Annotated in this window: 25 protein-coding genes; 16 read left to right on the top strand and 9 right to left on the bottom strand. The window is 68.1% G+C overall.

All coding sequences use genetic code 11. The features are described from left to right. From ACFY5C_RS40550 to ACFY5C_RS40515, 8 genes are all read left to right on the top strand, one after another. A partial coding sequence (locus ACFY5C_RS40550) for a MerR family transcriptional regulator (protein WP_389455069.1) occupies nt 1-240 on the top strand: 240 nt, incomplete at its 5' end. 245 nt (nt 241-485) lie between these two features. Continuing rightward, on the top strand, nt 486-689 hold the full coding sequence (locus ACFY5C_RS40545) for a cold-shock protein (RefSeq protein WP_030212004.1): 204 nt from the start codon (nt 486-488) through the stop codon (nt 687-689). Nucleotides 690-1,706: 1,017 nt separating this feature from the next. Next, nucleotides 1,707-2,492, top strand: coding sequence for a hemolysin III family protein (locus ACFY5C_RS40540; protein WP_389455067.1), 786 nt, complete (start codon nt 1,707-1,709; stop codon nt 2,490-2,492). 302 nt (nt 2,493-2,794) lie between these two features. Continuing rightward, entirely contained in the window at nt 2,795-3,856 is a 1,062-nt protein-coding gene (locus ACFY5C_RS40535; protein ID WP_389455075.1) for a YihY/virulence factor BrkB family protein, read from the top strand. Between the two features lie 105 nt (nt 3,857-3,961). Continuing rightward, complete coding sequence (locus ACFY5C_RS40530; protein ID WP_389455065.1) at nt 3,962-4,519, top strand: phosphatase PAP2 family protein; 558 nt, start codon at nt 3,962-3,964, stop codon at nt 4,517-4,519. Nucleotides 4,520-4,669: 150 nt separating this feature from the next. Next, a complete protein-coding gene (locus tag ACFY5C_RS40525; RefSeq protein WP_389455063.1) occupies nt 4,670-5,089 on the top strand; it encodes a phage holin family protein in 420 nt (139 codons plus the stop codon). Beyond that, on the top strand, nt 5,086-5,556 hold the full coding sequence (locus ACFY5C_RS40520; protein ID WP_389455061.1) for a DUF3618 domain-containing protein: 471 nt from the start codon (nt 5,086-5,088) through the stop codon (nt 5,554-5,556). The genes ACFY5C_RS40525 and ACFY5C_RS40520 overlap by 4 nt, the downstream gene beginning before the upstream one ends. Further along, a complete protein-coding gene (locus tag ACFY5C_RS40515) occupies nt 5,553-5,819 on the top strand; it encodes a DUF4235 domain-containing protein (RefSeq protein ID WP_389455059.1) in 267 nt (88 codons plus the stop codon). The genes ACFY5C_RS40520 and ACFY5C_RS40515 overlap by 4 nt, the downstream gene beginning before the upstream one ends. 1,077 nt (nt 5,820-6,896) lie before the next feature. On the opposite strand, the gene ACFY5C_RS40510 is transcribed toward ACFY5C_RS40515, so the two are convergent. Beyond that, nucleotides 6,897-7,103: a hypothetical protein gene (locus ACFY5C_RS40510; protein WP_389455057.1), complete on the bottom strand. Its 207-nt coding sequence runs from the start codon at nt 7,101-7,103 to the stop codon at nt 6,897-6,899. 254 nt (nt 7,104-7,357) lie between these two features. Between ACFY5C_RS40510 and ACFY5C_RS40505 the strand changes: the two genes are divergently transcribed. Continuing rightward, complete coding sequence (locus ACFY5C_RS40505) at nt 7,358-8,263, top strand: magnesium and cobalt transport protein CorA (protein ID WP_389455055.1); 906 nt, start codon at nt 7,358-7,360, stop codon at nt 8,261-8,263. 774 nt (nt 8,264-9,037) lie between these two features. On the opposite strand, the gene ACFY5C_RS40500 is transcribed toward ACFY5C_RS40505, so the two are convergent. Beyond that, the gene (locus ACFY5C_RS40500; protein WP_389455053.1) at nt 9,038-9,265 is read right to left on the bottom strand and encodes a hypothetical protein; all 228 of its coding nucleotides are present in this window, start codon (nt 9,263-9,265) and stop codon (nt 9,038-9,040) included. Between the two features lie 797 nt (nt 9,266-10,062). On the opposite strand from ACFY5C_RS40500, the gene ACFY5C_RS40495 reads away from it, so the two are divergent. The 4 genes from ACFY5C_RS40495 (at nt 10,063) to ACFY5C_RS40480 (ending at nt 11,942) form a co-directional block, all read left to right on the top strand. Beyond that, the gene (locus ACFY5C_RS40495; RefSeq protein ID WP_389455051.1) at nt 10,063-10,404 is read left to right on the top strand and encodes an STAS domain-containing protein; all 342 of its coding nucleotides are present in this window, start codon (nt 10,063-10,065) and stop codon (nt 10,402-10,404) included. Between the two features lie 131 nt (nt 10,405-10,535). Further along, nucleotides 10,536-10,955, top strand: a complete 420-nt coding sequence (locus ACFY5C_RS40490; protein WP_389455049.1) for a transposase — start codon at nt 10,536-10,538, stop codon at nt 10,953-10,955. Nucleotides 10,956-11,019: 64 nt separating this feature from the next. Continuing rightward, nucleotides 11,020-11,385 (top strand): hypothetical protein, encoded by a 366-nt coding sequence (locus ACFY5C_RS40485; protein WP_389455077.1) that lies wholly within the window; start codon nt 11,020-11,022, stop codon nt 11,383-11,385. A 164-nt stretch (nt 11,386-11,549) separates the two neighbouring features. Next, entirely contained in the window at nt 11,550-11,942 is a 393-nt protein-coding gene (locus ACFY5C_RS40480; RefSeq protein ID WP_389455047.1) for a nuclear transport factor 2 family protein, read from the top strand. 572 nt (nt 11,943-12,514) lie between these two features. On the opposite strand, the gene ACFY5C_RS40475 is transcribed toward ACFY5C_RS40480, so the two are convergent. Beyond that, a complete protein-coding gene (locus ACFY5C_RS40475) occupies nt 12,515-13,093 on the bottom strand; it encodes a VanZ family protein (protein ID WP_389455045.1) in 579 nt (192 codons plus the stop codon). Nucleotides 13,094-13,155: 62 nt separating this feature from the next. Further along, nucleotides 13,156-13,548, bottom strand: a complete 393-nt coding sequence (locus ACFY5C_RS40470; RefSeq protein ID WP_389455043.1) for a DUF2267 domain-containing protein — start codon at nt 13,546-13,548, stop codon at nt 13,156-13,158. A gap of 776 nt (nt 13,549-14,324) precedes the next feature. Here ACFY5C_RS40470 and ACFY5C_RS40465 point away from each other — a divergent pair. Both ACFY5C_RS40465 and ACFY5C_RS40460 read left to right on the top strand, forming a co-directional pair. After that, nucleotides 14,325-14,918 (top strand): ATP-binding protein, encoded by a 594-nt coding sequence (locus tag ACFY5C_RS40465; RefSeq protein ID WP_389455041.1) that lies wholly within the window; start codon nt 14,325-14,327, stop codon nt 14,916-14,918. A gap of 188 nt (nt 14,919-15,106) precedes the next feature. Continuing rightward, on the top strand, nt 15,107-15,523 hold the full coding sequence (locus ACFY5C_RS40460; protein WP_389455039.1) for an ATP-binding protein: 417 nt from the start codon (nt 15,107-15,109) through the stop codon (nt 15,521-15,523). 474 nt (nt 15,524-15,997) lie between these two features. Here ACFY5C_RS40460 and ACFY5C_RS40455 read toward each other — a convergent pair whose 3' ends face one another. Then, a complete protein-coding gene (locus ACFY5C_RS40455; RefSeq protein ID WP_389455036.1) occupies nt 15,998-16,177 on the bottom strand; it encodes a hypothetical protein in 180 nt (59 codons plus the stop codon). A 390-nt stretch (nt 16,178-16,567) separates the two neighbouring features. Continuing rightward, entirely contained in the window at nt 16,568-17,308 is a 741-nt protein-coding gene (locus ACFY5C_RS40450; RefSeq protein ID WP_389455034.1) for a GAF and ANTAR domain-containing protein, read from the bottom strand. 1,060 nt (nt 17,309-18,368) lie between these two features. Between ACFY5C_RS40450 and ACFY5C_RS40445 the strand changes: the two genes are divergently transcribed. Beyond that, on the top strand, nt 18,369-19,268 hold the full coding sequence (locus ACFY5C_RS40445) for an RNA polymerase sigma factor SigF (protein WP_389455032.1): 900 nt from the start codon (nt 18,369-18,371) through the stop codon (nt 19,266-19,268). Here the strand turns inward: ACFY5C_RS40445 and ACFY5C_RS40440 are convergent. The 3 genes from ACFY5C_RS40440 to ACFY5C_RS40430 form a co-directional block, all read right to left on the bottom strand. After that, the gene (locus tag ACFY5C_RS40440) at nt 19,209-19,661 is read right to left on the bottom strand and encodes an aldo/keto reductase (protein WP_389455030.1); all 453 of its coding nucleotides are present in this window, start codon (nt 19,659-19,661) and stop codon (nt 19,209-19,211) included. The two genes, ACFY5C_RS40445 and ACFY5C_RS40440, sit on opposite strands and share 60 nt — an antisense overlap. A gap of 159 nt (nt 19,662-19,820) precedes the next feature. After that, entirely contained in the window at nt 19,821-20,561 is a 741-nt protein-coding gene (locus ACFY5C_RS40435; RefSeq protein ID WP_389455028.1) for a YoaK family protein, read from the bottom strand. Between the two features lie 50 nt (nt 20,562-20,611). Beyond that, a complete protein-coding gene (locus ACFY5C_RS40430) occupies nt 20,612-21,475 on the bottom strand; it encodes an NAD(P)-dependent oxidoreductase (RefSeq protein ID WP_389455026.1) in 864 nt (287 codons plus the stop codon). Nucleotides 21,476-21,786: the final 311 nt, after the last annotated feature.

Below are 21,786 nucleotides of genomic sequence, written 5' to 3'. Positions count from 1 at the left end.
CTCCGTGCCATCGGTGAAGCCCGCCTGATCACCCCGCTCCGTTCCGCAGGCGGACACCGCCGCTACTCCCGCTACCAACTGCGCATCGCCGCCCGCGCCCGCGAACTCGTCGACCACGGAACCCCCATCGAGGCCGCCTGCCGCATCGTCATCCTCGAAGACCAGCTCGAGGAAGCCCAGCGCATCAACGCCGAATACCGCCGCGCCGCCGAATCAGCGGACCCACCAGCAGCAGAATGAGATGAGCGTGCCCGTCAGCGTCGGCGGGCGTCCCACGCACGGTCTCGATGTGCAGCGTGATCTTTTCCTATGGTGACGCGGCGTGTGGGCGTGTAACGTCTGCGTCAGCTGTCGTGGTTCGGATTTCCCTCTTGCCCACGCCTCTGGTGTGGGCGTTTTTGCTGTGCTGTGCCGCAGGGACCAGGGCGATCACCTCCGTCTGCCACAGGGAGTGGGAGGCGTTCATCGACTGGAAGGCATAGGACATGGCAACAGGAACAGTGAAGTGGTTCAACGCGGAGAAGGGCTTCGGCTTCATCGCCCAGGACGGCGGCGGCCCGGATGTCTTCGCGCACTACTCCGCGATCAACTCCACAGGCTTTCGTGAGCTCCAGGAGGGCCAGGCCGTGACGTTCGACGTCACCCAGGGCCAGAAGGGCCCGCAGGCCGAGAACATCACCCCGGCCTGACCTCGCAGACCTGCGCGAGGCATTGCGCACACTGCGTCCGGTGAGCGCCGCCCGCGCGGGCTTTGTCGCCCACCGGGCCAAGCGCCTGGTGTCGTGCCGGGCGTGCACAGGATCAGGGGCCGCGCAGCCATTGCTGCGTGGCCCCTGATCTGTTGCGGCGGAGGCGGATGCGACCTCGGCCCGAACTTCCTGACCTCAGTCGCTTCGAGCGTCGTCCGGTTCGGGTGCGGCATGCCCTGCGCCTCTGTTCGCGCAGTCTGGGGCAGCAGACGGTCAGGTGCCGGTCCAGGCGTCGAGGAAGGCTTGCCGTCCGACCGGATCGTCCCATCTGCGGTCCGCATGCAGACGATCACCTCCCCTGCCGCGACGCGCTGAGGCGGGGTCATCTCATCGACGGCCGAGAGGATCTGCCTGGCCAGGGCGGTTCCCTCTCCTTCCAGAGAACGCAGCACCTGAGCCTTCATGTTGACGGGTAGCAGGTACGCGGTGCCAGAGGACCTCCACAGGTCCGACCAGAAGCGTTCGCCTGCCTCGGTGGGGGCAGGCAGCGCTGCCAGCAGCCCGAGGAGATGGCCGGTTGCCGCATAGCCGTCGGAGTGGGCAGCTGCGACGACTGCGATCCCTGCTACGCGCTCCACATCGAGTTGGCCGGCTTCGAGTGCCGAAGCCAGACCCAATTGATGTTCCAACTGGTGTGCCAGGTCGGCGGATACGTGGGGGCGGACCTCAGGAAGCATCGGCGATCCTTGCGCGTAGGCGAGCGGAGATGCCCGTTCGTAAGCCCTGATCTTTCCCATGGCCGGCCGATCTACTCGGCTTGGGCAGGCCAAATCGGCGGCAGGGTCAACGGGGGTGTAGTTCACCCGGTGACGGGTCGGCCCGGGCCCGGCGATGGCCCTGGGGGTCTGGACCGACCTCCCATGACGCTGCCGGAGTGAGGTCTTTAGCATTACGGCATTACGGCATTACGGCATTGCTGCCAGTGATGCCCAGTCGCCCGAGGGAGAACGAGAAGCTGTGTCCCGTGACGCCGCTGAAGTCGAATACGGTCACGTCGCCTCAGCGCGTGGAGAGCGCCGTGAAGACCGGCTCCCCGACGGATCGCAAGGCGGACATGCAGGGGAGAAGGGTCACTCGGTTGCCGCCCTGATGGAGCGGGCGGCCGACCTGGCCGAACCGATCAAGCCGAAATTGCGTGGCTGGCTCCATGCCGGGATGGTCCCCACCGCACTGATCGCGGGCGTCGTACTCATCTGCCTGGCCCGTACTCCGCAGGCAGTCCTGGCCTGCGCCGTGTACTCGGTCACCGCCTGGCTGCTGTTCGCAACGAGCGCCATCTACCACCGCGGCACCTGGGGACCACTGGGCGAGGCTCTTCTCCGACGACTCGACCACGCCAACATCTTCCTGATCATCGCCGGCACCTGCACCCCCCTGGCCGTGCTCCTTCTCCGGCCGGAACAGCGGTCCATGCTGCTGTGGATCGTATGGACCGGAGCGTTGGCCGGCGTAGTGTTCCGTGTCCTGTGGGTCGGAGCTCCGCGGTGGCTGTACACCCCGTGTTATCTGGCCCTGGGATGGGCACCGGTGCGCTACCTGCCCGACCTTCTGCACACCGGCGGAGCAGCCGTAGTCGTCCTGATCGTTGTCGGCGGTCTCCTCTACAGCGCGGGCGCGGTTGTCTACGCCCTACAGCGGCCCGACCCCTCACCCCGCTGGTTCGGCTACCACGAGGTCTTCCACGCCCTGACTGTGGCAGCCTTCACCGCGCACTACATCGCCATCTCCCTGGCCACCTACTGATCGCGACAGCGTCCGGGCTTTCGATCGACACGGACAGCGAGTGCTCGCAAAGGACAAGAGGGGGCTCTTCGCGCACCACGAGCCGGCCAGCCGGTCTACCGAACGGGCGCGGCGACGAGTCGTCAGTGTCGTAGACGGGGTGGTCCAGAACGGTCGGGATCTGCTCGCGGGTGATCATCGCGATCCCCCTTTCAGCTGGCCTTCCTGCCCGACGAGCCATAAAGGGCCGCAAAACACGCAAAGAGCATAATTTCGTCGTGAATGCTGGGATGGGATGCGTTCGCCCGGGATACCCGAATGGCATGGCACGGACACTGAAACGGCATGGAAGGCACGGCGGGCACACCGCGGCCGACCACGAGGTCGAGGCCGGGCGGGGGACGGGTGTCGGACCGGATGAGCAGGTGGAGCAGCAGGCGCCGGACACACCGTCCGACTTGCCCAAGCGCTCTTGGGGGGCGGTGCTGAAAGGCACCCTGAAGGAGTTCAAGAAAGACGAGCTGACCGATCGGGCCGCGGCGCTCACCTACTACAGCATCCTGGCGCTGTTCCCGGCCCTACTGGCGCTGATCTCGCTGCTCGGGATCGTCGGGCAGTCGGCGACGCAGCAGGTGCTGGACAACATCCAAAAGCTCGCCCCGGGTGCGGCGAGGGACGTCCTGAGCAACGCGGTGCAGCAGATGCAGGGCAACGCCGGGATCGGCTCGGTGATGGCGATTGTGGGTCTGGTGCTGGCGGTGTGGTCGGCGTCGGGCTATGTCGCCGCGTTCATCAGGAGTGCGAACGCCGTCTACGACGTCCCCGAGGGCCGTCCGGTGTGGAAGGTGCTGCCGGTCCGGCTGGGGGTGACCGTGGCGCTGATGGTCATGGCGGTGATCAGTGCGGTGATCGTCGTGTTCACCGGTGGCCTGGCCCGGCAGGTCGGTACCGCGCTGGGCCTCGGGGACACGGCGCTGACGGTGTGGTCGATCGCCAAGTGGCCGGTGCTGGTGCTCCTGGTCACGATCATGATCGCGATCCTGTACTGGGCGACGCCGAACGCGAAGGTGCGCGGCTTCCGCTGGATTACACCGGGCAGTTTCCTGGCCTTGGTGATCTGGATGATTGCCTCCGCCGGGTTCGCGCTGTACGTGGCGAACTTTGCCTCCTACAACAAGACTTACGGCACCTTCGCCGGCGTGATCATCTTCCTCTTGTGGCTGTGGATCACGAACCTGGCGATCCTGCTCGGCCTGGAGTTCGACGCCGAAATGAACCGTCAGCGTGCCGTCGAGGGCGGCCATCCGGCCGGCGAGGAGCCGTACGTCGAGCCACGAGACACCCGCAAGTGGGACGAGGAGGACCGCCGCCGCCTTGAATCCTGAGGGGGTGGAGTTCGTCTCGCGAGCACACCCGCGGGCCTTGGGCGAGGGCATCAACTGGATGACGGGCTCGGTGTGGGACGGCCCGGGGACGGGAAGTCGCTGGTCATGAGAGTGTTGGCAGATCTGCGCGACGGGGATCGCCGGCTGGCCAGGCGGTCGATCGCGTGGGGACCGCCCTGGGTGCGACGGTTCGCGCCCGCGGTGGAGGAGGCGGCCGAGCACACCAAGATGTGGTGGGCGGTGGCCGGCGTAATGGCCGCCGCGGGCGGGTGGCGTGGCCGCACAGCCGCCGCCACTGGGCTTTCAGCCATGGCGGTGGCGCAGGTGCTGTCCAACGCCGTCGCCAAGCAGGTGTACGAACGGCGCCGCCCGCCACAGGAGTGGGTGCCGGCGGAAGATCTTCAGGACCGCCCGGACAGCTCCTCCTTTCCCTCGGGTCACACGGCTGCCGCCGTCGCTTTCGCCGGTGCCGTCATGCCGGTATGGCCGACCGCCGGTGCCGCTTGTGCGGTGTCGGCGGTGACCGTGGCCGTGGAGCGGGTGCACAGCGGTGCGCACTATCCCTCCGACGTGGCCGCTGGGGGCGTGATCGGGCTGGCTGCGGCTGCCCTGGTTCGGGCCGCACCGCGGCTGCTGTGGCGACAGTGCTCTAACGACCGTTGAGGCGTCGTTGCCTGGGTACTCGGGCACGCGATCAGACGGTGGAAGGAGATCGCCGCTTGGTCCCCCACGGGCAGGCCATGACCGCTGGCGGGCACGAACGAACGCCGAATCTCGCAGCCGGAAACGCCGAGGAAGGACAGGTGAGCACCTATGACAGCAGAAGGCTCCCCCCGGACCGACGGCGGAGCGCAGGAACCGGTCGGTGACCTCGTCCAGCGTGCCTCGCAGCAGCTGTCGCAGCTGGTCCGCGACGAAATGCGCCTGGCACAGGCGGAGATGACCCAGAAGGGCAGGAGGTTCGGCAAGGGCGGTGGCCTGTTCGGCGGCGCCGGCCTGGCGGGTGTTCTCACTCTGCAGGCACTCGTGGCCACCGTGATCGCTGCTCTGTCGCTCGTTATGGATGTGTGGGTGGCGGCGCTGATCGTCACCGCCGTGCTGGCCGCCGTCACCGCGCTGATGGCGGCTCTCGGTAAGCAGCAGATCAGCAAGGCAACCCCGCCGACGCCGGAGCGGACCGTGGACAGCGTCAAGGCCGATGTAGCCGAGATCAAGGAGAAGTCACAGCGATGACCCAGGACAAGCAGCACACCGGCGACGAGGCCACACCCTCCCCCGAGGAACTGCGCGAGCAGGTCGAGGCGACCCGCGAGGAACTCGGCGAGACCGTCGAGGCGCTCGCGGCGAAGACCGACGTCAAGACCCGCGCCCAGGAGAAGACAACGGCCCTCAAGCAGCAAGTCGCCGAGAAGACCACACAGGTCAAGGCTCAGGTGCGGGACAAGGCGACGCACGCGGCCCACGTGGTGCACGACAGGACCCCGGAGCCGGTGCGCGCCAAGGCCGCCGCGGCCACCGAACAGGTCCGGGACAAGGCAGCCCATGCCGGGCAGCTCGCCCGGGAGAAGGCTCCGGAGCCGATTCGCGAAAGGGCCGGCCAGGGCATGCAGGCGGCGCGGGCCAACCGCACACCGCTGCTCGCAGCTGCTGGCGCACTCATCGCGCTGGTGCTCATCCGTCGCTCCAGGAGGCACCGATGAAAGCATCCAAGATCGCCTACAAGCCGGTCGGTATGGCCATGGGCGCCATCAGCGGCGTGCTGGCCGGTGCGGTGTTCAAGCAGGTCTGGAAGAAGCTCGGGCACGACGAGGACGCCCCCGACGCCACCGACGAGCAGCGCACCTGGCGGGAGGTCCTGTCGGCAGCCGTCCTGCAGGGAGCGATCTTCGCCGGCGTCAAAGCTGCCGTCGACCGCGGCGGTGCCACCGCTACCCGTCAGCTGACCGGCACCTGGCCCGGCTGACCACTCCCGTCGACGTCGTCCCCCGCAATCCTTACTTGGGCTGACGTCGACGGGCGGTCGGCTTTCCGGAAGGAAGGGCACACCTGTGACCGCCCACCCTCATCTTGCCTTCACCGCGGCAGCCGTCACCGCCTTCATCCTGCTGGCACGCTGGTGGGCGACTTCCCGCAAGCGGCGTTGCCGCCGAGTCCGCTCGTTCTTCCTGCCGTGGCATCGCCCCGCCCGAAACCCGTCGAAGCCTGCCGCGAGGCCGGGGCGGGTACCAGAAGGGCAGCCCCAGACGCTGGATCCCAGCGCCCAGCGGGTAGTACGCGAAGCGGAGCAGGTCCTGAGTCAGCAATGAACCAGCTCAAGTGCCTCTACGTTCACCACCCCGACGGCGCCGAACCCCACAGCGGCTAAAGCATCCTCGCCCGACGGCCTGCGGGCTCTCCGTTCGGCAACTCGCCCCCCGGGAACCCATCGGTCGCCCCAGGCGCCCCGGAGGAGGGAGTTACTGTCGGGGCCACCCACGAGGCGGCAGGCGAGGTGCGGCGTCCCCGTGAGCATGCGCAGCTGGGCGCTGCCGCGGTTTGCGAGCCGTTCACCGACGGGACCCGGATGGCCCGCCGCGCCCCGGGTGGGCGCAGAGACATGACTACTACTGATCGGCACCCTGAGACCGGGTCCCTTCCAGTGGGTCACACCTCCGCGGAAGATGCCGAGGAGGAGCTGCTGGCCTTGCGGGGGGAGAACCGTCGACTCATAGGCGGGAGGAGAATCGTCGACTCATATAGGGAATGCTGACCCGCGCCCATAGCCGACGCCCTCGTCGACTGGCCTCCCGGCGGGGAACTGCCCGACCCCGCACGCGAAACCCTCGATGCCGCTCTCTGCCGACACCACCAGCATGCGTCGCCGTAGCTGCGCCACAGCGGGGACCCTCTGACCGCAGCGTATGGCCGCATTGGCAACCGCTGTTGAGACGAACTGCGGGGCGCGGACACCACTTCACCCGTACCTGGCGGGCACGGTCTCGTTCTCAGAACTCCGGCAGTACGGAAGAGCCTTGTCCACGGCACCGTCCGCCGCACGCGCTCATGCCGCGTCGGCGATCCGCCGCCTGGACTCGCTGCCGCTCTGCTCCGCCTGGGGGCCGGTGTGCGGAACGAGGGACAGGTGGCGCCGTCGGCGGGCATGACGCGCGGGTTGCGCAGGCTGCTTGAGCAGCCACTCTTCATAGCGTCCCAGCGCCAGCACCAGGCACATCAGCCCCGGGGGTAGCAGGAGGGCGGCGAAGATCATGGCAGCTCCCTTGTGGGGGCGGGTTCCTTTCCCTCGGGTAGCCCGGACCGGGCGACGCACAGACCCAAGTCGTGAAGAGGGCGTGATCATCTCGTGCGGACGGTGTGCCACACGGCTGGCCGGCCGTTGGTGGAAGGCATGCAATCGTCGCGGCGGTGCAGGCGTGAAGCATGAGGAGTGTCATCTACCGTGAGCCCCGCGGCGAGCAGGAACAGGTGGACTGTCGGCAGGCCGACGGCGGCCACGCTGCGGTTATGGACAGCCTGAAGCGTGTGGGGGAAGGGGAGTTCTGCTGGGTGCACCTGGACAAGCCCGGCCCAGGCGATCTGGAAGAACTCGCAGACCATCTCGGGTTGCATCCGCTGGCGGTCGAAGATGCCGTCCAGGCGCATCAGCGGCCCAAGAGGGAGCGGTACGACGAGGTACTCGCAGTGGCGCTGAAAACCCTGTGGTACGTCGAAGAAGGCTGTGAGGTGGAGACGGGCGAGGTGATGGTCTTCACCGGTTCGCGCTTTGCTCTGACCGTCCGTCACGGCCCGGCCGATCCCACCGGCGAGGCGGCCCGGCGACTCGCCGAGAATCCGCAGATGCTGCGGTTCGGCCCCGTCGCCGTGCTGCACGCCGTCCTGGACACCGTGGTCGACTCCTACACCGAGGCCGCCGCCCAGGTCCGAGCCAACCTGACCTCACTGGAACGGCGCGTGTTCTCCGACGCCCGCGATGACCTGACCGAGGACATCTACTCCCTGAAACGCGAGGTCCTCGAATTCCGCGACGCCGTGCAACCCCTGGCGCCGGTAGCCGAGGACTTCGCCGGCCCCCGCGCGGAATGGCCCCGGGAGATGCTTCCGTACTTCCGCGACGTCGCCGACCACATGCACCGCACCGACACCGAGGTGCGCTCCCTGGACGAACTGCTGAACTCCGCCCTCGACGCCCACCTCGCCCGGGTCGGGACGTGGCAGAACGACGACATGCGCCGCATCTCCGCCTGGGCCGCGATCCTGGCCACCCCGACCCTCATCGCAGGAATCTACGGCATGAACTTCGCGCACATGCCCGAACTGAACTGGGCGTACGGTTACCCGCTCGCCATCACCGTGATGGTCACCGCCGCGGTCCTGCTGCACCGGACCTTTCACCGCAATGGCTGGCTCTGAGACAGCATCACCGCCCGGTCGCGCTCTCGCCCTCGCTCTCGCTCTCGACAGCCTCAGTCTGGAGCGAACTGATCGGCCAGACGACGCGCCTGGGCCAGCAGCGTGCGTACGACACCAGCGCATCCGGGTCGTCCGGAAGGGCGCCGGGCAGCCGAGGCGGATTTCGTCAGGCGTACGGCGAAGCTCCTCGACAGCCACACTCAGCGCCCCGGCAGCGGAGGGGGCAGGACCGCTTGAGGCCAACCGGATCTGGCTGTAGAGACCGACAGCGCTGGCGGTATGGCACAGGAAGTCCGCATAGGGGCCGGTGAGTTGTGGGCCGGGCCGGGCCGCCCTCGTCACGTGCGACGGCCTCAAGCACCGCCCGAGTCACACCTGCGGTATGCACGGCGACGTAGTCCAGTACGCCGAGAGCATCGTCGTAAGCCTTGGTGGGCGGGACGGCACTCCTGCGGCGTCCACGGGGATTGACGCGCATGCTTTCCCGGCTCCATCCGATCGCGGAGCGGGCCTGGTCGACCAGGCCTCCCAGACGCAGCGCGCGCTCGTGCCACTCCCCGGCCGCGTGGCCATCCCACTCGCCACCGGCCAGCCCATCGGCCACCCATCCAGGATCTCCTGCGGCCTCACTAGCGGCGTCCTCCAACGAGGCACGGGTGTCGCGCAAGTACACCGGAGGCCTGATCAGTGTGTTGACCGCGATGCCGGCCACCGCGCCGAAAACCGCCTCCACGATGCGGGCCACCGAAGCAGCGACGGTCGCCTGCCCGCCGGTCAGGACAAACAACGCACCCGCGGCGGCGTAAACGCCCCGGCTTCCCAGACGCGGCCACTGCCCAGGAGCACGGCCGCCGGCAGGACCAGAACCATCGCCCCCATCGTGCTGTCCAGCATCAGCGCGGCGCCAGTCGCCACTACCGTGCCCACCTCGATCGCCGCCAACTGCTGCACACCATGGGCGATCGACCGGTACGCCGTCGACTCCACCAGCACGACCGCCACCCGCGGCGCGACGAACGTTATCGGAGCCCCCAGCCACCAACTGGCCACCCCCCACGCCACGCATGCGGCCAGCTGCATAACACAGGCAGGTGCCTTGCCGGCCTGCACCACCAGATCCCGCTCACGGCCCGGACCCGCCACCGTCGCCGCAGCGCCAACGCGGCAGCCTCACTGTGTCGCCACACCGCCCGCACAGCTGTACCAGTTCCCTGCGTAACACAGGCAGGTGCCACGCCAGGGGCGATAAACACGCCGTTCAGGCAGGCTTCCACAGCAACCCGGGATGCGGATGCCGGTGGCCGTCCTTTTGTTTCCCCCCTCCCGACGGGAGGGTGTGCCGAGACGCTCGCGATGTCCAGGGCGTGCCAGCTGGGGTAGTGGGAAGCGGCGGCGGGGAAGGCGGCGCTGCGCCTGCGGAGGTCCGGCGCCGCCTTCCGTCCGCCTGGCTGAGCGGGGTGGCCCCACGGCGGCCGCAGGCGCGCGCGGCGGGGAGAATCGGGAGACCACCTGCCACACCGCACCAAGTCGCGGCTCGGCGGCGTCAGCCTCATGACCCCAACGGCATCGACATCCTGCTCACCGCCCCACGCACTCAGTGAGGCCAGCGGCTGCCTGCGCCTGGCTGCACCGACCGACCCCGGTGATGCGCAACCAGCAGGTCCTCGGGGTCAGCGCTCTCCTCAACTGCCACGAAACCATCCACCGGGACCGGAACACGTCCGTGAAGGGGAAATGACGTCCAGGAGCCCGGACTTGGGCCTTTGACAGGTGGGGCCTGTGGCCCTGAGGCTGGTGTCATGGACAGGGACCAGCAGTATGGGCCAGATGGGCGTCTGCATGTGTCAAGCGCGATGGAGGCTGACCGGACCCTGGTAGTCGTGGAGGGCGAGGCGGATTTCACCACGTCGCCTCGGTTGGCTGAAGCCCTGGAGGAGGCTGTGACCAACAGAGCTGGCCGGGTCGATGTGGACCTCGGCCGCCTGTCCTTCTGTGACTGTTCCTGCGTGCACGTTCTGCTGACCGCCCGCGAACACGCCAGGGAGACCGGGGTGAGATTCGCGTGTGTGGCACTCTCACCGTGTGCCGAGCGGGTCTTGGAACTGACACAGGCTGGGCCGCTGCTGCAGGCCGCCGCCTGAATACCTGCCGCGGGCTGGCGCCGCGGTCCGTCGCCGATATTGCGACGCATCATGAGTCGCCGCCGCCTGCGGATCCGCTGGGAACGACGCGACGACATCCATGAGGCCTTCCTCGGACTCGCCGTCTGCCTGTGTCCGGCGCCTGCTCCTCCTGCTCATCCGGCCCGACGCCCGTCCTCTTGACCTGCGTCGAAGACCATCACGTCGTCGATGTGCTCCCGACCCGTGAAGCCGGACCACTGGCCGCCTGGCTGATCCGCCACCCTGGCGTGGAGATCATCTGCCGTGACCGGGCGGGCGCCTACGCCGAGGGTGCCCGCCGCGGTGCCTCCGACGCTCTGCAGGTCGCTGACCGGTTCGATCTGTGGCAGGGCCTCGGCCGGGCCGTGGAGACGTGCGTCGCCGCCCACCGCGAGTGCCTGCGCAACCCGTCGCCCAGCGCCGGGTCGTCCTGCGGCCACCCGACTGGCTGGCGGTCGGCCGCAGGACGACTCGGCGCCCGTCGGCCGGCGGGCCGAGCGAAAGAAGGCAGCGCACGCACTGGTCCATGAGCTGCTCGCTCAAGGCCACTCACGCCGGGCGATTGCCCGGCACCTGGGCTGGGGTCTCAACACCGTGCTCCGGTACGCGAACGCCGCACGGTGGCAGGACACCTTCCGCGAGAACCGGCCCCGGCCCAGCAGACTGGACCCCTACAAGCCCTATCTGGAGCGACGCTTCGCCGCGGGATGCAACAGCGTCACCGGACTGCACGGCGAACTCGTTGCCGAGCACGCTCCCGTCACGTACGCCATGGTCCGCGCCCACATCGCAACCCTCCGCGCGGCTCCGTCCGGCGCACCGCCCCGGCCACCGACGGTGCGGCAGGTGACCGGCTGGCTCACCCGCCACCCCACGGCCCTGACCGAGGAAGACCGCCCCGGACTGAAGGACGTCCTGGCCCGCTACTTGCCGGGGGCAGCATCGGGGTGCTCCTCGTGAAGGGTCCCAGGTCAGCCGGTCACCGGGCTGCGAGTCATGCCCATCCGTGGCGCTACCTGCTCCGAATGACCGCACCCAACGAGGTGGCAGGGAATGGTGACCGGGCGTGGCCGCTGCCCTCCTACCTGTTTCCCGGGCATCCTTCTGGGCTCAAGGAGGCTTCCATGACCGAACATCCCAACATCGCTGTGTTCAGACGCGCCATGGACGCCTTCTCGACAGGCGACATGGACGCTCTGGCGGAGGTGTTCCACCCCGACGTGCGGTGGCACATCCCCGGCCAATCCCCGCTCGCGGGCGACTTCCAGGGCCGTGACGCCACCTTCGCCACATTCGAGCTCGACTTCCGACTGTCCGGCGGCACTTACCGCCCGCAACTCCACGATGTGCTCGCCGATGACGCGCACGCCGTCGCCCTGCTGCACGCCACGGCCTCCCGTGACGGTAGGGAGCTCGACATGGACTACGCCATCGTGTTCCACATCAGCGATGGAAGGATCACCGAGGGCTGGGAGCTGTGGGCTGACCAGAGGGCGTTCGACGCCTTCTGGTCGTAGCGTCCCGTTCTCACGTGTGAACCACCCTCACCCAGTGGGCCCCGGCACGCATCCATACCGCGCTGGCGCGGGTCGGCGGGGTGTCCCGCGTCGGCGACACTCAGTGCTGTCAAAATTCTACGGTCAAGCGGCAAGGCGTACGCAGGCTCACGCGAACCACTCCCTCGCAATCGAACACCAGGGTGACTCTCCGCGACGACTCCCCAAGATCTGTGCCAGAACCCCGTGCTTACGTGCATAGCCAGCTGATGGTCACGGGCGTCCCCGTTTTGCGGGGAGCGCCGTCAACTACCAGTACAGCGTGGCCACGTGACGCCCGGCAATCGCCCCGTGATCTTCGCGTCCGAGGTTGAAATGGGACCCGCTATGGACGAGGGTCGTAGCCGCAGTCGAGAGAGCGGCTCTCTTGCGACGGGCAGTGACGCCTTCTTCTCTGTTCTCGCACGCTGACCGCCAGCCCCGCTGGGTGCAGGTCCCGGCGGCGGCCAGGTGGAGGTGCTCGGCCGTTTGGCAGGAGTCGACCGTGGACCGTAGTGCTCGCCGATGGCGCAGCGGCTGAGAAGCGGCACAGGTCACTTCCCCGTGGCAGGCCGATTGGTGAAACGGCGCCACCAGTGAGGTCGCGGGGGATGGACCGCGTGACCGAGCCGGCGCCCCAGGACGACGTAGCCCAGCAGGGCACCCGTGGTGTTGAGGATGACGTCGTCGATGTCGAAGGCCCGCCCCGTCACCCAGATCCCCTGCGTGAGTTCGACGAGCACCATGATCGTGACGGTGACGGCCAGCACTCGTGCAAGCCCTCGGGTGCGCGGTGCCATCACGGGCAGTAGCAGCCCGAAGGGCACGCCCAGCACGATGTTGCCACCGAGCTGCCTGACCGTGTCACGGAACGCGGGCTGGGCGAGGTAGTTGCGGATGGAATCGCCCGGCCGCAGGTTGCTGTGGATCAGCGGCGCGGAGGCGGCAGAGGGTTCCAGGGTCAGGCGGGTCAACACCATGCCGAAGGCCATCATGCCGGCGAAAGCCAGCACCATCGCCACTGCTCGCGCCCGGGGCGGCAGCGGTGCTCTCGGATGGTGGTGTTGGGGCCGGTTGCCCCGTTTACTTGCGGTCAACTTGCCCTGAACCGCGTGTCCCATGACGTGCTCCATAGGTGGTCGTGTTGCTCGGCGGCGGCGCTGTCTCGGGAGCCAGATCGGAGTGGGGAGGGCGCTCATGACGGCTCGGTACGGCCGAACAGGCCCGCGTGGCCCGGCGGGAGTTGGGTGAGGATGCGGCGCAGCAGTGCATCGTCGGCTGTCTCAGCGATGGTTTGGAGCACGGCGGTGACGGCGCGGCGCGCGGTACCGGCGTCGTCGCCGGTGCGCTCGGCCACCGCCTCGACGAACCCCTCCGGAGTCAGGGGTTCACTGGCCGGTTCGGCATCGGCCAGCAGAGGGCCACATTGGTGAGGGAGGAGACGTGCCAGGTCGGTGCGGTCGTCGCCCACCAGGTGGGCGCCAAGGACGGGCAGTACGCCGTGCGCGGCCCGTGCTGCCTCTTGCCGGGCGGCAAAGCCGCCGCGTTCGCGGACGCATTCCAGCAGTGCTTCCAAGGAAGTACCCATTGCAGCTCCTTGTTGTGGCTTGGGCCGCTGTCGGCCACCATGACCAGCATGGTGAGCGACCCAATACCCTAGGTTGCTGCTTGTAATCTTCGGATTGCTCTGAGTAGTTGCTGCTGTTGTGGTGGGCGGCGCGCAGGTCAGACACCAGCCACGTCCGGCCCTATGTGGGTGGCCGTGAGCTGCCGCACAGGTCCCCGACGTAGGTCTATCCGTGCACGATGCCGCCCCCTTTGCCGATGTTTCCGCAGCACGACTTCAGCTGCCGGCACGCTCATTCGCAAAGGCGGCGCCCAATGCGGCGCGGTGTTTCGGTGTGGCCTCCTCGTGGGCGCTGGGGAGGAGGGTGCGCGCCTGATCAAGTACCTGGGCAGCGACAGCGGTGGTCGAGTCCAGCGTCCCAGGCAATTCGGCCTGCGTGGGGCTGGGTTCTGGGTGGGTCAGCCGCACTCGAGTGCAAGGGGCAGAGCAATCCCGAGCCGTGGCCAAGGTCCGTACGGTGTGTCCATCACCAGGGCCGGCGAAAGCGTGCCGGAAGAGATGCGCAGAATCGTCGTCGGGCTATTGGAACTGGCTCTGTTGGCTGCCGCCGACCCGGTCCGCACATTCGCCCGTGACGCCGCCAAATCGGCCCTGCTGTCTTCTCACCCCGGGGAGGCGCGACGCCATCCGCGCAGCCGTACCCCCACCTCACACCCTGCCCATTGGGCGTGGTCCTGCGGGAGCGGGGAAGCCGGAAAGAATCAGCAAGCGTGAAGCCAACGAGGAGGGAAACGTAGATGATCAGCGCCGCCGTCCGAGGAACAAAGGCCCGATCCCCCAATCAGATAGTGCTCGGTGACGGTCCGGACTCCGCGGCCCGAGCGCGCCGAGCGGCCCGCACGTTCCTGCACCGGCAGGTCCCCGCAGTGGACGAGCGGGCTGCTTCCGACGTGGAGCAGGTCGTTTCTGAGCTGGTGACCAACTCGGTCAGACACGCCCACGGCCCCACCTGCGTGTTGAGCCTGGACGCCCACCCGGATGCGATCGAGGTGGCGGTACTGGACGCCGACCCTGCTCCGCCCTGCGAACGCACCCCCGACCTCAACGGACGGTTCGGTGGGTTCGGCTGGCCGATGGTCTGTCGGCTGGCCAAGGCTGTCACGGTCGTCCGGGTCCCTGGCGGCAAGGCTGTGTGCGCCCTGATGCCCCGGCGCTCACAGCACGTCAACCACGCGCGGCGCCGTCGGCGAGACGAGGGCAGGCCAAAGACAGGTTCGCCAACGCGCTCTGCCCAGCTGTCCATCGGCCATAGCGGACCTATGCGGCCGTCTCAGGAGCCGCTCGACAAGCTGCCCGAAGCCGCGACCGTGCACCGGTCCGTCACCGATTGATGGCCGCAGACCAGGCGCCCAGACGCTGAGTGCCCGATGCCCGCTACTCGGTGGATGTGATGCCGGGTTGGCGATCACACGGAGCGGGCATGACCGTCAAGCAGGACCGGCCGCGTAAACGCCGCGGCCCCGGTGCGCGGCACACGCCGCCGAAACACCGGTAGTCCCAGGAGGGGAAGTGACCTGTCATGCGTGCGCTCCGGCACGCCCATCGGTACACGGCACGCGCTGAGTACGTACTGCCCCAAGCCAGTGCATCGGCCGGCAGGGCCCGGAAGCTGGCGACCGCCTTTCTCGCACGGCCTCATAGGCGCGTGGCAGCAGTTCACACGGAAGGCGTGAACGATGCCACGCTGGTGGTGTCCGAACTCGTCGCCAACGCCACCCGGCACGGTCACAGCGATTGTCGGCTGCGACTGGCCGTGTATGACCACCGGGTGATCGTCGAAGTCCACGACGACAACCCGACCCAGCCGCAGGTGCGCCCGAAGAGTGACGTGGCGGAAGGCGGCCGTGGCCTGGCCATCGTGCAGGATATCGCCGAAAGCCTTGAGGTCATCGGTGCACCCGACGGCAAGACGGTGCGCGCGGTACTGGCCTTCTGACCGGCGTTTTCATTCAGGTGCACCGTGCCGGCTGCCTTCCGTACGGCAGCGAAGTCCGGCACGGTGCACTGAGGCAGCACGAGCCTTGCCGGTCCACTATGGGCATGGGGTTCGGGCAGATGCTGGAAAGAGTGGGGTACGACGGCGCGTACTCACCCGTGCACGGGCGGAGTGTCCGGCGCGCCGTGCTGGACGCCCTCGGGCCCCAGCCAACGGGCGACGCGTGCGGGGGGTTCGCGGCCAGGCTGCCGCAGGAGGCCGCCGTCACCTTCACCCATCCGAGATCCACGCCACCGAACCGGCCGCCGACCGGGGCTTCGTCAAGGACCTGGCGTCCCGCGCACTGGCGGCTCGGTGGCACCACCAGCTGGAATACCGGTCCGTCTTTCGTGTCGTGGCCCAGCTTGTCCGCGAGGAGCTCCTCAGCCGTATTCTCACCCAACTCCCTTCCACCTACGTCCTGCTGCTTCGAGCTCACCAGGCGGCTTGATGCGCGGGGAGGAGGTGCACGGCGGCCCAGACCGATGGCGATGTGGGTCTTGCCTGCAGCATGGTCAGCTCGCGGGCAAAGCCGATCCGCTCAGCCAGCACCGTGGCCGACATGCCCAACCAGGCCTCGAGCAGTTGCCGCTTCTTCGGCTCGACCGCGTCCACGATCGAACCGCGCTCGCTTGTACTTCGGCGGCTGGTCGCTGGCCACCGCCCGCCGCACCGTCATCCCTGAGATCCCCGACTCCCGTGCGATCGCCCGGATCGGCATCTCCTCGGCGGGATGCAATCGGAGGATCCTCATTCCGAGCCGCCTTCCCGCAGGGATGGGCGCGGGCCAGCTGGCGGTGACGCGTTCGGCCTGGGCCTGGTGGGGGCGAGCCGGTAGGAGTGGGTGCCGGTCTGGATGATTGCGCCGTTGAGGGCCAGCCGGGTTGAAGGCGGCCGCGTAAGGCGAGTGTGCGCCTGGAGGTTGCCTTGGGAAAGTAGTTCCTCGGATCGGCTTCCCCAACGGCATGCGGCTCGGGTGCATTGGCCATGTCCCTGCCGCAGCGCCTACGTCGCTGCGCGTTGTCCGGGGTCGTCATCCTGGGAGTCGGCGTTTGCGAAGTACGTGAGGATCTTGATCGCGATGTGCGGCAGGCTGTAGCCGGTGGTGAAGCTGTGGCCTCGCAGCAGGTCCAGAGCGTCGGCGGCGGGGCAGCCGAGCCGGGCAGAGATCATGCCGATCGCCTCGTGGACAGTGGACCACGGTGCAGGCATCGGCCAGTCGTCGCCGTCAGCGGCGAGTGTTTCCCGGGCCTGGATGAGCGGTTCGACGGCGAGTTGGGCGGCACAATGTGCATGCCCCACCGCGTTTTCGCCGATGGTCCGGGGTTGGGTGTAGTAGAGGGTGATCACACCGAGATCCACCTGACGAAGGCTCACCGGAACGGCCAGCACTGTGCGCGCCGCGGGCAGACATGCAGCCAGGTGGGCACTCAGAGGCAATGTGGTGGTGCGCAGGTCGGGGACCAGGACGGGACGGCCGCAGGCGGAGGCGGTGATGGTGGGCCCGTCTCCCAGAGTGAACTGGGCTTCCTCCCCCTGCAGGGCAAGCGGGCCGGTGGCGTGGATCAGATGGCATTGTGCGGTGTGAGGCAGCGCAGAGAGCACCACGCTGTCGGCGGCCATTGCCTGCTGGTAGGCCCGGCACAGCTGATCCGGCACTGTCCAAGGCGTCGCATCGGCCAGTGCGGCGGCGACTTGACGCACCACCAGCAGTGGCTCACCTGTCTGCTCGGCGTCCGCAACCATCGTCGTACACTCCCATCCGTTCGGCTGTGGCATCCCCGTCGCTGCTCAGCAGGGGTGCGACCGGACTCCTTCGTGGTGATGGCCGGACCCGCCCCGCACACCGGTGAACCGCGCATTCGCCCGCTTCCCCGGGATGCGAAAGCGGCCCCCGGACCTGCCGGAGCGAACCAGGCGGGCCAGTTGCGCACCGACGCCGCCTCGCCGCAGGTAGAGCGGCCGCGCCGCCGGTGCTGATCAGAGTGTTCGGCGGCGGCCGCCGCCGCGAGACGTTGACCAGGTCTCGCGACGCCTGCACCCCGTAGTCGGGCCAGGGCGCAAGCCGGCCCCTACAGGAGCCATCGGCCGTCACCGGCTTCCGCCGCCGGCGGCGTCCTGCCCCTTCACGTCGAGGCACAGCCCCCGTTACCCCGGAGGCTCGGGAGCCACACAAATCCATCCCGCACATCCCCTGTGCGCGACATGCACGTACGGTCAGCTCCGCCACAGCGCCCAACGTTCTCGTCGGCCCTGGGTCGTTCGCCTGCCACGGCCCATCGCGGGCAGGAGGACCGGCTCTCACCCCTCGAGTGGAACACCTGCGGTGGACATGAGACCGCCATTTGGGGGCACTCGAACCACAAACCCGGGGAGGGACCCGAACTGCACCCTCCCGAAGGGCTCCTGGCTGCTGGTCCCTGCAGTCGAGCTCGGGAGTAGTTCGGCCCCGGGTACCGTCAGGTCGACCCGGCATGCCGCGCGGCACCCGATCCGGGGATGTCCCGGCCGCGACCGCGCTCAGGTGCATCGGCCCACCAAGCTCCTTCTCCCACAGCCCGGATGCCGCCGTGCCGAGCGACGAACCTGCACGGTGGGGCGGGAATCCAGCCGCGCAGCAATTAGGCGGCCGTGGAGAGCCGAACTCCGCTTCGAGCACCCCTTTGGACGTCCCTAAATGGGTGAATTCGGTGATCAAATGAATGTACGCATAGTCAAGTCATCCCGTATGCAACGGGAGCTGGAGGGTATGAGCCATCCACGCCGCGCTCTCGACCAGAAAGCGCGCCCTTCGCTTTCGGGAGCGATGATGGTGACCCAGACCAGCAGCAGACCTGTACGCACGACTTCGTACGCCGAGCGACATACGAGCTGCTCCGGCAGCGGAATCCCTCTGCCGGAACTGCAGAATGTTCCGACGCTCTCGGACACCGACGGCTTGGGCGCCGCGGAGGTCCGGCAGCTCTCCAAGTCCCTCTTTGCTCGCCTCGGTGAGCTCGAAGAGGGCACCGACGAGTACGCGTACGTGCGCAACTGCCTGGTGGAGATCAACCTCAACCTCGTGCACTACGCCGCCAGGCGTATGCGGTCGCGCACCGAGTCGTACGAGGATGTCGTCCAGGTCGGCACGATCGGTCTGATCAAGGCCATCAACCGTTTCGAGCTCCAGCGTGGTGTGGAGTTCACCTGCTTCGCCCTGCCGACCATCATGGGCGAGATCAAACGCTTCTTCCGCGACACCACCTGGGCTGTGCACGTTCCGCGCCGTTTGCAGGAAATGCGCCTGGACCTGGCCGACGCCACCATTGCGCTGGAGCAGGCCAACGGCCAGCCGCCGACCATGGCCGAGCTGGCCGAGTACCTGGACCTGGACGAGGCCGAGGTCGCCGAGGGGCTGACGGCCGCCAACGGCTACTCGGCCGCTTCCCTGGATTTTCCGGCCGACGCCATGGGCTCCGACGACACGCTTGCCGACCATATCGGCTACCAGGACCCCGAACTGGCCAGGGTCGAGAACCTCTACGCCCTGAAACCGCTCGTCGCCGCGCTGCCCGACCGTGAACGCACGATCCTCGCCCTCCGGTTCGTCGCCGACATGACGCAGAGCGAGATCGGCGAGGAACTGGGCATCTCCCAGATGCACGTCTCACGCCTTTTGAACCGCACCCTCAACCGCCTCCGCACCAAGCTCACCGCCCCTCGGTAGACCCACGCCCGCGTCGGGGAAGGCTCGACGACGCAGCAGCCGGGGCGGAATGGATGGCACGTGCCCGGCACTGCCGTTGAGGATCAGGAGGATGACGGCCCGCACGGGGATGGGGCCGTCGCCCGTTCCGTTCGCTACGCACTCTGTGATCACCAGTTCGTCGCGATTCCTGCCGAGCTCGGTCCGCAGAGCGTCGCCGAGCAGCCGTTCTGACGCGCCGAAACCGTAAGCCTGGGCGGTATCGAAGAAGTTGACCCCTTGCTCGCGCGCCCGGCGGACGGCTGTCTTGACCCCCTCCTCGGCGAAGCCTCCCCAGTCCCCGCCCAGCTGCCAGGTGCCGAACGCGATGCGGGACACCTTGAGGCCGGACTTGCCCAACGTGGTGGTGTGCATAGCTACCTCCTCAGGCCAGATTGAAAGCGAACGTCTGGCGGGCAGGCCGCGCATCCACACCAGTAGCCGCGTGTCCAGCAGCGCATGCCTGGCGACCAGCCGATACATGGCGCCGCGGTCCTCGATGTACTGATCAAGGTGCTTGCTCCCGTTCGCCGGTCACGACGTGGGAGGCCGGGTCCACGCAGCGTCGGAAGCCGAGAGCCGATGGGTGAATGCAGCGGTGGCAACGAGCAGGAGCAGCGGCAGGCCCAGAGCTGCAGAGAGGCCGACGTGCAGGAGGAGAAGGCCACCGATGAGGGCACCGAGGAACATCGCCACAACGGACAGGACGCGACGGCCGGGCCGGGGTGCGGTGCCACCTGCCGCCCTGGAGTCGGCGGCCAGTCCGGTCAGAGTCAGAGTGAGGACGGTCGTGGTGAGGTCGGGGACGCCGAGGCGCCGGACGACAGCGTTCTGCACCCCCATGCCCGTCGCGAGGAGCACAATGAGCACGTACTGGGCACCCGATGTCACATTGTCGTCGGTGGCCGCAGCCACGATCACCGTCACGGCCACCAACAGCACTTGTGCCCCGAGGGCGAGGGTGAGCAGCCGACCGCGATGCGTGCCCATCCGGGCGTGCAGGCAGCCTCCGGCGAACGCACCACCGAGGAAGGCGCCAAGGGCGGTGAGGGAGGCCGGCGCCGAGAGCCCCTCGGCACCAGCCAGTGCGAACCCGAGGAATACGACGTTGCCGGTCATGTTGGCGACGAAAACGTGGCCGAGTCCCAGATAGCTCACCGCATCGACCAGGCCTGTCACCACCGTGAGTGTGAGCATCAGCGGGGGCAGCGGGCCATGAGGATCCCCGCGCGGCGGGACGAGCGTATGACCGGCATCAGTCAGCAGTTTGCTCATGCGGTGCCTTCCTCAAGGGGCCCTCGGCGAATGACGGCCCGCAGGGCGGACTACGGCGGCGGCTTCCGCAAGTAGTCGACGGAGGCGAGGTCGTCGTTGTCGTGGCCGGCTTCGACGGTTGCTTCCAGGCGGTCCCGGACAACTTGGAGCAGCGGGCTGGGGGCTGCAGCCCCTGCGGCCAGGTCGATGTCCTTCAGCGCGAGTTGCACCGCGAATCCGGGCGCGTAGGAGGCGTCGTCCATGAGGCCTACCTTCTGCAATTCGTACGGCATGGCGAGCGGGCCCGCCTCAAGCACCCGGACGAACATCGCGTGGTCGACGCCGAGAGCGTCGCAGAGCGCAAGGACGTCGCTCATGGCGACCGTCGAGGCCGCCATCCAGGCGTTGACCGCAAGCTTGACGGCGCTGCCCTCGGTCCCCGTCCCGACGTGGAGCACGGACGAGCCAAGATCGTCGAGCACGGGACGCGCCCGCGCGAGGGCGTCCTCGGTGCCGGCGGCCAGCCAGACAAGTTTGCCCTGCCGAGCGGGAGCGGTACTTCCCGAGACTGGTGCATCGAGGTAGGCGACACCGTGATCACGCGCCAGACCGGCCAGGGCGCCGGCGCTCCGTGGCCCTACTGTGCTCGCCTGCACCCAGACGGCATCTTTGTCGAGCCGGTCAATGGCGTCTTGCATGACCTCCGCGACCGCATCGCCGTCACGGAGCACAGTAATGACGACGGACGCGCCGGCGACCGCACCGCCCACCGCGCCCACGGCTCTGACCCCGCCAGCGCCGTCCGCCACCGCACGGGCTTTCTCCTCCGTACGGTTCCACAGCCTTACCTCGTGGCCAGTATCTCCGAGCCGCGTTGCCATCGCGGCGCCCAGCGCACCTGCTCCGAGAACAGCGACCGTGGAAGCATGAGCCATGAGGAACTCCTTATCTGTTTCCCCTTACCCATGCTCCACCGGCAAGCCAAGCCTTTCCTGGCGAAGGAGCGCAGCGCCTGCACCATGAGCAAATCGATGATCGGTCAAGTATCAGCTGGGATGGCTGGAGGATCGTCACGACACCCTGTGATCCAGGCGCTGGCAACCGCGGCGCTTCCGCCTCGATGGAGTGTGATCGAGCAGGCCGAGGGCTGTTCGTAGCGCCATAATTCGCTACGCTCCGTGCACGCTATGGGCATGCAGAGAATGTATTTGCTGGCCGGTTTGATGCCCTTTCTTTGGGGGGTGCA

Source organism: Streptomyces sp. NPDC012935, from assembly GCF_042900345.1.
Lineage (GTDB): Bacteria > Actinomycetota > Actinomycetes > Streptomycetales > Streptomycetaceae > Streptomyces.
Note: the sequence above shows the minus strand (reverse complement) of the source record. Positions and strands in the feature narration are given on the sequence as shown.